This is a genomic window from Streptosporangium nanhuense, from assembly GCF_059358815.1.
The window spans coordinates 373,591-386,413 of the sequence record NZ_JCADBG010000002.1; the positions used below are offsets into that span (position 1 = coordinate 373,591).

Genomic DNA, 12,823 nt, shown 5'->3' on the forward strand with positions numbered 1-12,823 from the left:
CGGTTCGACGGGGCGGGCGGGCGCGGCGGGGGAGGGCGCGTGATCTGCGTCGCGGGACTGGGGGTCTCGGGCACCGCCGTCGCCCGCACGATGGCCGGGCGCGGCGAGGAGGTCGTCGTCCTGGAGGGCCGGGACGGCGAGCGGGCCAGGGCGGTCGCCGCCGAGCTGGCCGCGCTCGGCGTCGAGGTCCGCTTCGGCGAGCCCGCCGAACCTCCCGCGGGCACCTCCCTGATCGTCACCACGGGCTGGCCGCCGCACCACCCGCTGCTCGCCGCCGCGGCGGCGGCCGGGATCGAGGTGATCGGCGAGGTCGAGCTGGCCTGGCGGCTCCGCCCCGAGGGCGCCGCCCCCTGGCTGGCGCTGACCGGCACCAACGGCAAGACCACCGCGGTGCGCATGCTCACCTCGATGCTCCTGGCCGCGGGCCACCGGGCGCTCGCCGTCGGCAACGTCGGCACCCCCGTGGTGGAGGCCGTGACCGGGCCCTCGGACGTGCTGGCGGTGGAGCTGTCCAGCTTCCAGCTGCACCGCGCGCCCGGCATCGCCCCGTACGCGGCCGCGGTGCTCAACGTGGCGCCCGACCACCTCGACTGGCACGGCTCCATGGAGGAGTACGCCCGCGTCAAGGGCGACATCTTCGCCAGGGCCGGGACGGTCGTGCACAACGCCGACGACGAGTGGGCGTCCCGCCTGGCCGCGCCGTACGGGAGCGCCGGTGCGGTGCGGAGCGTGGGCTTCACCCTCGGGGTCCCCCGGCCGGGCCAGCTGGGCGTGGTCGAGGACCTGCTGGTGGACCGGGCGTTCGTGGCCGACCCCGAGCGCAACGCAGAGGAGCTCGCCTCGCTCGCCGACGTCCGCCCGTTCGCCCCGCACAACGTGTCCAACGCGCTCGCCGCCGCCGCGCTGGCCAGGGCCTACGGGGTGCCCGCCGCCGCCGTGCGCCAAGGGCTGCTGGACTTCGTGCCCGACCCCCACCGGATCGCGCACGTGGCCAGGGTCGCCGAGGTCGACTACGTGGACGACTCCAAGGCCACCAACCCGCACGCCGCCGCCGCCTCGCTGGCCGCCTACCCGTCGATCGTCTGGGTCGCCGGAGGGCAGCTCAAGGGCGCCGACGTCGGCGAGCTGGTGCGCCGCGCCGCGCCCCGCCTGCGCGGCGCGGTGCTCCTGGGCGCCGACCGCGAGCGAATTCGCGAGGCTCTGGCGCGACACGCCGGGAATGTTCCGGTGGTGGAGGTCGCGGGGCAAGACACTGGGGTCATGGACCGTGTCGTCACCGAAGCCGCCAGGCTCGCCGCCCCCGGAGACACCGTGCTGCTGGCCCCGGCCGGCGCCTCTCTGGACATGTTCGCCGGTTACCCCGCCCGAGGGGAGGCGTTCGCCCGGGCCGTGCACCGTCTCGCCGAGGGGCACGACGGGGGAGCGGCGTGAGCGCGACGACCCACGAGGGCGCGCCCGCCCGCAAGGACGCGCCCGCGCGGGAGGGCGCGCCCGCGCGTCCCGACGGGTTCCGCGAGCACCTGCTCGCCTTTCGCGAGCTGCTCAACCGGCCGCTGACCTCGTACTACCTGATCCTGGGGTGCAGCGCGCTGCTGCTCACGCTCGGCCTGATGATGGTGCTGTCGGCCTCCAGCATCGAGGCGCTCCAGGAGATGGGCGACCCCTTCTACTGGTTCTTCAAGCAGTCGATCTCGGCCGCGCTCGGCCTCCCGCTGATGTGGATCTGCGCGCAGCTGCCGCCGAGGTTCTTCAGGCTCGCCGGATACCCGCTGATGGCGCTGTCGATCCTCGGGCTGGTGCTGGTGCTGTTCGTCGGCACCTCCCAGCTCGGCGCCCAGCGCTGGATCGACCTCGGCCCCATCTACCTGCAGCCGTCCGAGCCCGCCAAGCTCGGCCTGATGCTCTGGGGCGCCGACCTGCTGGCGCGCAAGGCGCGCAACGGCATGATCGAGTGGCGCAGCCTGTTCATCCCGCTGATGCCGGGCACCGCGATCCTGGCCGTCATGGTCATGCTGGGCAGCGACCTGGGCACCACGCTGGTGCTGATGCTGATCTTCCTGGCGCTGCTGTGGGTGGTGGGGGCGCCGCTGAAGCTGTTCGGCGGGATCCTCGCGGTGGCGACGCTCGCGACCATCGTCATGATCAGCACGGAGGGATACCGCTCGGCGCGGATCGCGGGGTGGCTCGACCCGTGGGGCAACGCCCAGGGCTCGGGCTTCCAGGCCGTGCAGGGACAGATCGCCATCGGCAGCGGCGGCTGGTTCGGGCTGGGCCTGGGCTCCAGCAGGCAGAAGTGGAGCTGGATCCCGCACGCCGAGAGCGACTTCATCTTCTCCATCCTCGGCGAGGAGCTCGGCCTGATGGGCACGCTCGTCGTGGTGGCCCTGTTCGGGCTGCTGGGCTACGCGGGGCTGCGGGTGGCCACCCGGGTCAAGGACCCGTTCGTCAGGCTCGCCTCCGCCGCCGCGGTCGCCTGGATCGTGGGCCAGGCGATCGTCAACATCGGCGCGGTCATCGGCGTGCTGCCCATCACCGGCATCCCGTTGCCGCTGGTCTCCTACGGCGGATCGGCCCTGCTGCCCACCCTCGCCGCCCTCGGCATGCTCCTGTCGTTCGCCAAGCACGAGCCCGGCGCCCGCGAGGCTCTCGCGGCCCATGGCCCCGGACCGGTGGCGCGGGGCCTAAGCTGGCTTGGCCTGGGTGGTCCGGCCCGGATACGACGGCCGGGCCGCGGAAGACGATAAGCGAAAGGACCGACATGAGGGTGGTCCTCGCCGGTGGCGGGACGGCCGGTCATATCGAACCGGCGCTGGCTCTGGCCGACGCGTTGCGCCAACTCGACCCGAACATCGGGATCACCTGCCTCGGCACCGAGCGCGGCCTGGAGACCAGGCTGGTGCCCGCCCGGGGGTACGACCTGCAACTGGTGCCCGCGGTGCCGCTGCCCCGGTCCCTGACGCCCCAGCTGCTCAGCGTGCCCGGACGCCTGGCGGGCGCCATCAACGCGGCCGCCGGCATCATGGACCACGTCCGGGCCGACGTCCTGGTCGGCTTCGGCGGCTATGTCGCGACCCCCGCCTACCTCGCGGCGCGGCGGCGCAACGTGCCGATCGTGGTGCACGAGGCCAACCCGCGCCCGGGCCTTGCCAACCGGCTGGGCGCGCGCCTCACCGAGCACGTCTTCACCGGCCACCCGGACACCCCCCTGAGCCGCGCCGAGCACATCGGGATCCCGCTCCGCAGGGAGATCGTCAACCTGGACCGGCTGTCCATGGGCGACAAGGCCCGGTCCTGGTTCGGCCTGGAGGCCGACCTGCCCACGCTGCTGGTCACCGGCGGCTCCCAGGGGGCCCGCTCGCTCAACCGGGCGGCCCTGGCCGCCGCCCCCGCGCTGCGCGGGGCCGGGGTGCAGGTGCTGCACGTCATCGGCCCGAAGAACACCCTGGAGGAGGAGCCGCCGCCGGGCGACCCGCAGTACGTCGTGCTGCAGTACGTCGACCGGATGGACCTGGCCTACGCGGCGGCCGACTTCGCCCTGTGCCGCGGCGGCGCGATGACCTGCGCCGAGATGACGGCCGTGGGCCTGCCGGCCGCGTACATCCCGCTGCCGCACGGCAACGGCGAGCAGCGGCTCAACGCCACCCCGATCGTGCAGGGCGGCGGCGGTCTGATGATCGACGACTCGGAGCTGTCGGCGGACTGGATCGTCCGGAACGTGCTGCCCATCCTGTCCGACCCCGAGCGCGTGGTCACCATGTCCGAGGCGGCCTCCAGGATGGGCAGGAAGGACGCCGACGTGACGCTGGCGCGCAGGGTGCTGCAGATCGCGGCGCGGGGGAGGGGCTGAATGAGCACGAAGGGGATCTCGCGCGGCGAGCGCGAGCCCGCCGGAGACGGACGACGGCCTGACGCGGGGCGGACGCCCCCGCGCGGCGAACGAGGAGGGGTGGGCGGCCGATGAGCCTGGTCAAGCTGGTGGATCCGGTCGCGGCCGGTGACCTGGGACGGGTGCACTTCATCGGGATCGGTGGTTCCGGGATGTCCGGGATCGCGCGCATCCTGCTCAAGCGGGGCGTGCCGGTCTCCGGCAGCGACGCGCGAGGGTCGGACATGGTGACGGAGCTGCGCGACCTGGGGGCGAGGGTCAACATCGGCCACGCCGCCTCGCACGTCAAGCACGTCGACACCGTGGTGGTCTCCACCGCGATCCGCGACTCCAACCCCGAGCTGGGCGAGGCGCTGCGCCAGGGACTGCGGGTCATCCCCAGGGCCGCGGCGCTCGCCTCCGTCATGGCGGGCAAGACCGGCGTCGCGATCGCCGGCACCCACGGCAAGACCACCACGACCTCGATGCTCACCGTGGCGCTGCAGAAGTGCGGCACCGACCCCTCGTACTGCGTGGGCGGGCAGCTGGTGACGACGGGCCTGGGCGCCGACGAGGGCTCGGGCGGGGTGTTCGTCGCCGAGGCCGACGAGAGCGACGGCTCCTTCCTGATGCTGGCCCCCGACATCGCCGTGGTGACCAACGTCGAGCCCGACCATCTGGACAACTACGGCGACCCGCGCGCGGTCCACGACAGCTTCGCCAGGTTCGTCGAGCGCGTCACCGGCACCATGGTGGTCTGCGCCGACGACCCCGGCTCGGCCGCGCTGGTCCCGATCGCCCGCGCCCGCGGGCTGAAGGTGATCACGTACGGCGAGGCGGAGGACGCCGACCTGCGGGTGAGCGGGATCGTTCCCGAGGGGCTGGGCATCACCTTCACGATCGCCGGGCGCGGGGAGGTCAGGCTCGCGGTGCCCGGCCGCCACAACGCGCTCAACGCCGCCTCGGCCATCGCCGTGGCGGGGGAGCTGGGCGTCTCCTTCGACGAGATCCGCGACGGCCTGGCGGCCTTCACCGGCGCCAAGCGCCGCTTCGAGGCCAAGGGCGAGGCGGGCGGGGTGGCGGTCTTCGACAGCTACGCCCACCACCCGACCGAGCTCGCCGCCGACCTGCGCGCGGCGCGGGACGTGGTGGCGTCCTTCTCAGGGGACGGCAGGGTCATCGCGGTCTTCCAACCGCACCTGTACTCGCGCACGCGCTTCTTCGCCGACGAGTTCGGCGCCGCGCTGGGGCTGGCCGACGAGGCCGTCGTCCTGGACGTCTACGGGGCCCGCGAGGACCCCGAGCCCGGCGTGTCGGGGGCGCTGGTGGCGGGCAAGGTGCCGCTGCCCGCGGAGCGGGTGGCCTACGTCCCCCACCGCGACAGCGTCCCGGCACTGGTGGCGGGCCGGGCCAGGCCCGGTGACATCGTCCTGACCATGGGCGCGGGCGACGTGACGGAGCTGGGCCCCAGGATCGTGGCGGAGCTGGCCGCGCGGTGACCCACGTCGGCGGGCGCGGGTCGCCGGAGGGGGAGTGGCGATGAACGGGGTGTGGCGGTCGGCCTTCCTGGCCCTGCTCACCGTGGGGGTGGTGGGCATCGCCGCGTGGCTGGTGTTCTTCTCCCCGGTGCTCGGGGTGCGGGAGATCCAGGTGGCCGGCAACGCGGGCCTGTCCGCGGAGCAGATACGCCAGGCCGCGGGGGTGGCCGCGGACATGCCCCTGGCCACCGTCGACGTCGCCGAGGTCGAGGGCAGGGTCGGCAGGATCCCGCAGGTCGAGTCGGTGACGGTCAGCCGCGCCTGGCCGAGCACCCTGCGCGTCGAGGTCGTGGAGCGCGAGCCGGTGGCGGTGGTGCCGGTCGGTGAGAGGTCCGCGCTGATGGACCGCCACGGGATGGTCACCGAGCTCAGGGACGTCGCGCCCCCGGCGCTGCCCGTGCTGCGGGTGTCCCGGCCGGGGCCCGCGGATCCGGCGACCGCGGCGGCGCTCGGCGTCATCACCGCGCTGCCGGCCAATCTCGCCCGCAAGGTCGCGGAGGTGCTCGCGCCGTCGGCGGAGACGGTCTCGCTGCGCCTCAAGGACGGCCGCGCGATCGTGTGGGGCGGCGGCGACCGTCCCGCCGACAAGGCGCGGATCCTTGTTACGCTGCTCAAGCGTCCGGCCGACACCTATGACGTCAGTTCGCCTGACGTCGTGACGGTCAGGTGATCTCATCGGATGGCGGGCGTTCCCGGAAGGTTCCCGGAAAAGGGCGGCCCGCGACACGCTGGACGCGCTGCGGCGCGGTTAGTTGACCCGCCAGGAGCGCAACTCCTACTGTCCGTATCACTCCTCAGGTTGACATAAAGCTAAATCTCAACTTGAGGGTGAGGGTTTTGGAAACGACGGCACGGCCCCGTGCCGCATGAAATTGCAAGTCAACGAGCGGAAAGGCCCCTCGTCGTGGCAGCACCGCAGAACTACCTCGCGGTCATCAAGGTTGTAGGAATCGGCGGAGGCGGAGTCAACGCCGTCAACCGGATGATCGAGGAGGGACTCAAGGGCGTCGAGTTCATCGCCATCAATACCGACGCCCAGGCGCTGCTGATGAGTGACGCCGACGTCAAGCTCGACGTCGGGCGCGAGCTCACCCGCGGCCTCGGCGCGGGAGCCAATCCCGAAGTCGGGCGCAAGGCGGCCGAGGACCACCGCGAGGAGATCGAGGAGGTCCTCAAGGGGGCCGACATGGTTTTCGTCACGGCCGGTGAGGGCGGCGGTACGGGCACCGGCGGCGCCCCGGTGGTGGCCAACATCGCCCGCACGCTGGGCGCGCTGACCATCGGTGTGGTGACCCGGCCCTTCAGCTTCGAGGGGCGGCGCAGGGCGATGCAGGCCGACGCCGGCATCGAGACCCTCCGCGAGGAGGTCGACACCCTCATCGTGATCCCGAACGACCGGCTGCTGTCGATCTCCGACCGGCAGGTGAGCGTGCTGGACGCCTTCAAGGCGGCCGACCAGGTGCTGCTCTCCGGTGTCCAGGGCATCACCGACCTGATCACCACGCCCGGCCTGATCAACCTCGACTTCGCCGACGTGAAGTCGGTCATGTCCGGGGCGGGCTCCGCCCTGATGGGGATCGGCCACGCGCGCGGCGACGACCGCTCGGTCGCGGCGGCCGAGATGGCCGTCTCCAGCCCGCTGCTGGAGGCCAGCATCGACGGCGCGCACGGCGTGCTGCTGTCGATCGCCGGCGGCTCCGACCTCGGCCTGTTCGAGATCAACGAGGCGGCCCAGCTGGTCTCCACCGCCGCCGCGCCGGACGCCAACATCATCTTCGGTACGGTCATCGACGACGCCCTCGGCGACGAGGTGCGCGTCACCGTGATCGCGGCCGGGTTCGACGAGCCCGCTCCCGAGCCCAAGCCGCTCTCGCAGCCGGCCGCCCGCCCGCAGCCCGTCTCGCGCCCGGCCCAGCCGCCCTCGGCGGCACCCCCGGTCCGCCCGCTGGCGCCCACGGTCAAGGCCGAGCCCCGCCCCGAGCCCAGGGTGGAGCACGCGCCGCCCCCGCCGGTGCGGCCGGTCTCCGGCCCGCAGGCGGAGCCGGCGCCCCAGCCGCAGCAGATCTACCCGGTCCAGCAGGCGCAGCCCCCGGCGGAGCACGCCGAGCCGCAGCGCGCGGAGGAGCCGCACTCCCCCCCGCTGTCGATCCCGCGCCCGGCTCCCGAGCCCTCGCAGCCGACGCCGATCTCGGCCAGGGCCGCCGACCCCGCCCGGCGCCGACCGGTGATCTTCGAGGAGCAGGAAGAGGAGCTGGACGTCCCCGACTTCCTGAAGTGACATCTCTCACGGTGGGGGCGGCCACGGACCGCCCGGCCGTGCCGGGAAGAATGGGCTCCGCCGGTTTGCCAGTGTCCGAGCGGCGGAGATGTGACGGAAACAACACGACGTGATGAGATCGCGGCCGGGCTGGCCCGGGTCGAGGCGCAGATCGCCGAAGCCTGCCGGGCCTCCGGCCGTCACCGCGAGGAGCTGACGCTCATCGCGGTGAGCAAGACCTACCCCGCCTCCGACGTACGGCTGCTGGCCGAACTCGGGATCACCGACGTCGGGGAGAACCGCGACCAGGAGGCCTCCGACAAGGCGCGCGAGTGCGCCGGGCTCGGCCTTCGCTGGCACTTCGTCGGCCAGCTGCAGACCAACAAGGTCCGCTCGGTGGTCGGCTACGCGGACGTCGTCCACTCGGTCGACCGCCCGCGCCTGGTCACCGCGCTGAGCAGGGAGGCGGCCGGGGCGGGACGCACGATCACCTGCCTGGTGCAGGTCGCGCTCGACGGCGACCCCGGGCGGGGCGGGGCGAGACCCGCTGAGGTGGAGGCCCTGGCCGACGCCGTCGCCGGAGCCGAGGGGCTCGAGCTGGGCGGGGTGATGGCGGTCGCGCCGCTGGGCGAGGAGGCGGGCGGGGCGTTCGCGAGGCTGAGGGAGATCGCGCGGTCCGTCCGCAAGGCCCACCCGGGCGCGGGTGTCATCTCGGCGGGGATGAGCGGGGACATGTCCCAGGCGATCGCCAACGGCGCGACACACCTGCGTGTCGGTACGGCGTTGCTCGGTCGCAGGAAGCCCTTAGTCAGGTAATGTCCCTTCAAGTGGACCTTGGCGTCCGCGTATCCGGACAGCGGTGGAACGGTGGTGAGCTCAGGGCGGTCGGGCTGGCCCCTCGGGCACATCTGACGTAAGACGGAGGAAGAAGTAGCGATGGCCGGCGCGATGCGCAAGATGGCGGTCTACCTCGGTCTTGTTGAGGACGACCGCTACGAGAGATACGACAGCTACCCCGACGACGAGTACGAGGAGTTCGACGACGCGCGCCGCGAGGGCGACGAACGCCCTGGCACGGTCCACGACCTCCAGGACGACACCGACCCCGGCGTGCCCGCTCCGAGGCCCGCGACGGCCCTCCTGGAGCGCCGCACGACCGATCTGGCGCGCATCACCACACTCCACCCCCGCACGTACAACGAGGCGCGGACCATCGGCGAGCACTTCCGCGACGGCACCCCGGTCATCATGAACCTGACCGAGATGGTTGACAGCGACGCCAAGCGGCTGGTCGATTTCGCGGCAGGTCTCGTCTTTGGCCTACACGGCAGCATCGAACGTGTTACCAACAAGGTGTTCCTGTTGTCCCCAGCCAATGTCGAGGTGACCGCCGAGGACAAGGCCCGAATCGCGGAACGCGGATTCTTCAACCAGAGCTAGAGTTCCACCATGAACAGTGACCGGCCCGACAGGTCCCGACGGGACAGTGGACGGCAGAGCGGAGTGGAGGCGGGTACGGACCGTGGGGATCGTTAGCGGGATCTTGGTCTTCATCCTGTCCATCTATCTCATCCTGCTGATCGGCAGAATGATCTTCGAGACAGTACAGGCGTTCGCACGTCAGTGGCGCCCCACCGGCATCGTCCTGGTGCTGGCGGAAGCCATATACACGGTGACCGACCCACCTCTCAAGTTCCTCCGCCGTTTCATTCCACCACTCCGGTTGGGTACGGTGGCCTTTGACCTAAGCTTCACAGTGCTGTTCATTGTGGTCTTGGTCTTGATCCAACTCGTGTCCGCGCTTCGTTGATCGGGTACCGTCCCCCCGGACAGACTCCAAGCGCGCCAAGGAGACCGAAATGCCGCTGACGCCCGCCGACGTGCGGAACAAGCAATTCAGTACGACCCGCCTTCGGCCGGGTTACGACGAGGAAGAGGTAGACGCTTTCCTCGATGAGGTCGAGTCCGAGTTGGACCGTCTCATACAGGAGAACGAGGAGCTCCGCGCCAAGCTGGCGGAGTGTCTGCGGGGCAAGGTCCCCGGCGGTATGGGCATGGCCATGGCGCCCGCCCCCATCGCCGAGCCCAAGCCCGAGATGATGATGCAGCAGCCGGAGCCGATGCGCGCTCCCGAGCCGGTGCAGCATCAGCAGCCCGTTCCCGTCGGAATGGGAATGCCTCCGGCCGAGGACAACATGGACACCGCGGCCCGGGTGCTCGCCCTCGCGCAGCAGACCGCCGACCAGGCCATCGCCGACGCCCGCCGGGAGGCGGACGAGACGGTGACCCGGGCGCGCCGCGAGGCCGACGACATCCTCGGCAAGGCACGCCGCCAGGCCGAGCAGGTCATCGGTGACGCGCGTGCCCGCGCGGAGACGCTGGAGCGCGACGCGCAGGAGCGGCACCGTCAGGCCATGGGCTCCCTGGTGCAGACCCGCGACGAGCTCGAGCGCAAGGTCGAGGAGCTTCGCAGCTTCGAGCGCGAGTACCGCAGCCGCCTGAAGCTGTACCTCGAGAACCAGCTCGCCGAGCTGAACGTGGCCGCCGAGGGCAGTGGCGGGTTCCCGATCGTGAGCGGGCCTCCGGCCATGTCCCACGCGGTGGCTCAGGGCGGTCAGCCGACCCTCCAGAGCGCGCCCAACCCGTTCGGCGGCGACCCCTCGCAGCATTCTGGCGCCTTCCAGGGCGTTGACGGTCCTCACAACGACCGCCGCTAAGGTGTCGGGTCATCCTCTTGACCCGCATCCGGGAGTCTCTCTGTGATCCTCATCAGCGCCGGTTTGGTACTCACGGCCATCGTCCTGCTCATCGCGGGGTTCGTGCTGGCCAAGCCATTCCTGGTCATTTGGTCGATCGCGGTCAGCATGCTGTCCGCAGTCTTCCTGGTGATCGGGGCGTTGCTGCGCCGCCACGAGTTGTTCCCCGGCGGAGCCGCCGGGGCCTCTCAGCCGCTTCCCCCGAAGGGGCCGATGCCGGCCGGGCCACTGCCCGCGCCGCACGGCATGCCGACCCAGCCGCACGGCATGCCGCACCAGGTGCCGGGCCGGCCTCCCGCGCCACAGCAGATGATGGTGCGGCCCGGGACGCAGCAGGTGCCCGCCGTCTCGGCCCAGCCGCGACGCGGCCCGGCGGCAGGGCCGGCCACCGCCGCCGCGGCGAGGCGGGGCGCCCTGGACCCCGAGGCGATCGTGCTGGTCATCCCCGGACGCAAGCGCTATCACGTCGCGGGGTGCCGCCAGCTGGCCGGCAGGGAACACGAGGAGCTCACCTACGAGGAGGCGCGGGAGGAGGGCTTCACGCCCTGCACCACGTGCCTGCCCGCCGACCCCACCTCCGGGCCCCAGCAGCGTGAGACCCCGTCCGGGACACGCCGGCCCGAGGCGCCGCTGAACGTCTCCCACGAGTCCGGCCCCCTCGGCGACGCCCGGGAGCCCGGCCCCCAGGAGGCCACCGCCCGCTTCACCGCCCCGTACCGGCCCGTGCGGCCCACGGCCCCGACCGGCGGGCAGCAGGCCCCCGGAGCGCGGCCCGAGTCCCAGCGGCCCGAACCTCAGGGGGCGGAGCCTCAGCAGTCTCAGCGATCCGAGTCCCAGCGATCCGAGTCCCAGCGGCCCGGGGCCGAGGCCTCGCGAACCAGGGCTGATTCCCCGGCGTCCCCGACATCTTCGGTGCCCCCGACGTCTCCGGCCGCCGGACGCGACGGCGCACCGGCCGGGCAGGAAACCTCCGCGACCAGGAGCGAGGGCACCGCGTCCCGCCAGGAGGTCCGGCGCTCCGCGCAGGAGCCCGTCGTCCCGGTGGCCCGGCCCTACATCCAGTCCCCCGAGCCGCAGGCGCGGCCCCAGGAGCCCGCGGGCTCCTCGCCCCGCCCGGCGGAGCAGCCGGCCCGTCCGGCCGCGGAGCAGCCGGCCCGTCCGGCCGCGGAGCGGCAGGCTCGCCCGGCCGCGGTCCAGCTGCCGCGGATCCCCGAGATCCCGCACGCCGCGTCCGAGGCCACCAGCTGGTTCAGCCGCGACGTGGTCGCGCAGGGGAGCACGGGCGCCTCCGCCGGGTCCGAGGACACCTCCGCCAAGGCCGCGTCCAAGGCCGCCGGGCCCGCCGAGGCCGCAGCCGCAGCCTCGGACGCCTCCGATTCCTCCGGGACGTCCGCCACGGCCGCCCCCGCGAGCCGGGCGGGGGCGTCCGAGACGGCCAAGCCGGCCGCGCCGGCGAAGTCCGGGCCCACCGAGGCCGAGGACGCCGAGGCCGAGCCCACCAGGCCCGCCACGCCCAGGCCCGCGAAGGCCGAGACGGCCGGGAGCGGACCCGCCGACCCCGCGAAGGCCGAACCCACCGCAGGGAAGGCCCGCGCCGAGGCCGTCCCCGGCGAGAGGACCTCACCCGAGGACGCGGAGAGCACGACCGCCCCGCGGGACACCTCCCCGGAGCCCTCGGGCTCCTCCGGGCGAGAGACCCCCGCCAAGGGCGACACCCCCGAACCGGTGGAGCCGGCCGAGACCGCACCCGGGCGCGCCGGGCGGCCGGTAGCGGCCGACTCCACCTCCGCGGAGCCCGCCTCGACTCCCGAGGCGGCCTCGACCGGCGCGGCGCCGGAAGCCGCCGCCACCGGCCCCTCCCGCGGCGACGGCGACGCCTCCGACGACGACCGCGGCGACGACACCTCCCCCGGCGGTATTCCCGCCATCAAGGACCGGCCGCGTCCCGAGGCCCAGAAGGACGAGACGGACGAGGCCGGCGGCGAGACGGTCACGGTCATCGCCGGCACCCGCCGCTTCCACGACTCCGACTGCCCTCTCGTCAAGGGCGCCAGCGTGGGCGGCAGCGGCGTCGAGACCACGTCCCGGGCCGAGGCCGAGAAGGCCGGTCTGAGCAACTGCCCGATCTGCCGCCAGAACCGGACGTGAGCTCACCTTTCACCAGGCCGGACTCCTTCGTGTGTCCGGCCTGTCCTCGCGACGCGGCCCGGCCGGGTCCGCCGTCGTCGGGGAAGCCCGGGAAGCCGGGGAAGCCGGGGAAGCCGGGGAAGCCGGGGAAGCCGGGGAAGTCTCGGAGAAGTCGTTAAAGTCGTGGAGGTCGTGAGACGGGACGGCCGGGGTCGCGGGGAGGACATCCCCGCGATCCCGGCCGTGTCGCGTCGGTGGCCGATCTCGTTCTCGCCGGTCC

The 12,823-nt window shown here is 73.0% G+C and carries 11 protein-coding genes; all 11 read left to right on the plus strand.

Features of this window, described 5'->3' with window-relative positions:
* The first annotated feature begins 39 nt into the window (after positions 1–39).
* The 11 genes from murD (at position 40) to AC5L38_RS06605 (ending at position 12,564) form a co-directional block, all read left to right on the plus strand.
* A complete protein-coding gene (gene murD, locus AC5L38_RS06555; RefSeq protein WP_495241836.1) occupies positions 40–1,431 on the plus strand; it encodes a UDP-N-acetylmuramoyl-L-alanine--D-glutamate ligase in 1,392 nt (463 codons plus the stop codon).
* Positions 1,428–2,744 carry a putative lipid II flippase FtsW gene (gene ftsW, locus AC5L38_RS06560; RefSeq protein ID WP_495241837.1) on the plus strand — a complete coding sequence of 439 codons (1,317 nt, stop codon included), beginning with the start codon at positions 1,428–1,430 and terminating at the stop codon, positions 2,742–2,744. Before murD ends, ftsW begins: the two co-directional genes overlap by 4 nt.
* A gap of 14 nt (positions 2,745–2,758) precedes the next feature.
* Positions 2,759–3,847: an undecaprenyldiphospho-muramoylpentapeptide beta-N-acetylglucosaminyltransferase gene (gene murG, locus AC5L38_RS06565; RefSeq protein WP_495241838.1), complete on the plus strand. Its 1,089-nt coding sequence runs from the start codon at positions 2,759–2,761 to the stop codon at positions 3,845–3,847.
* A 110-nt stretch (positions 3,848–3,957) separates the two neighbouring features.
* A complete protein-coding gene (murC, locus tag AC5L38_RS06570) occupies positions 3,958–5,364 on the plus strand; it encodes a UDP-N-acetylmuramate--L-alanine ligase (RefSeq protein ID WP_495241839.1) in 1,407 nt (468 codons plus the stop codon).
* A 40-nt stretch (positions 5,365–5,404) separates the two neighbouring features.
* Positions 5,405–6,073, plus strand: coding sequence for a cell division protein FtsQ/DivIB (locus AC5L38_RS06575; protein ID WP_495241840.1), 669 nt, complete (start codon positions 5,405–5,407; stop codon positions 6,071–6,073).
* A gap of 234 nt (positions 6,074–6,307) precedes the next feature.
* Positions 6,308–7,681, plus strand: coding sequence for a cell division protein FtsZ (gene ftsZ / locus AC5L38_RS06580; protein ID WP_495241841.1), 1,374 nt, complete (start codon positions 6,308–6,310; stop codon positions 7,679–7,681).
* A 90-nt stretch (positions 7,682–7,771) separates the two neighbouring features.
* Positions 7,772–8,476 carry a YggS family pyridoxal phosphate-dependent enzyme gene (locus AC5L38_RS06585; RefSeq protein ID WP_495241842.1) on the plus strand — a complete coding sequence of 235 codons (705 nt, stop codon included), beginning with the start codon at positions 7,772–7,774 and terminating at the stop codon, positions 8,474–8,476.
* A gap of 120 nt (positions 8,477–8,596) precedes the next feature.
* The gene (locus AC5L38_RS06590; protein ID WP_329093101.1) at positions 8,597–9,100 is read left to right on the plus strand and encodes a cell division protein SepF; all 504 of its coding nucleotides are present in this window, start codon (positions 8,597–8,599) and stop codon (positions 9,098–9,100) included.
* 82 nt (positions 9,101–9,182) lie between these two features.
* On the plus strand, positions 9,183–9,470 hold the full coding sequence (locus AC5L38_RS06595; RefSeq protein WP_495241843.1) for a YggT family protein: 288 nt from the start codon (positions 9,183–9,185) through the stop codon (positions 9,468–9,470).
* A gap of 49 nt (positions 9,471–9,519) precedes the next feature.
* Positions 9,520–10,377 (plus strand): DivIVA domain-containing protein, encoded by an 858-nt coding sequence (locus AC5L38_RS06600; protein ID WP_350973933.1) that lies wholly within the window; start codon positions 9,520–9,522, stop codon positions 10,375–10,377.
* Between the two features lie 42 nt (positions 10,378–10,419).
* Positions 10,420–12,564 (plus strand): hypothetical protein, encoded by a 2,145-nt coding sequence (locus tag AC5L38_RS06605; protein ID WP_495241844.1) that lies wholly within the window; start codon positions 10,420–10,422, stop codon positions 12,562–12,564.
* The last annotated feature ends 259 nt before the right edge of the window (positions 12,565–12,823 follow it).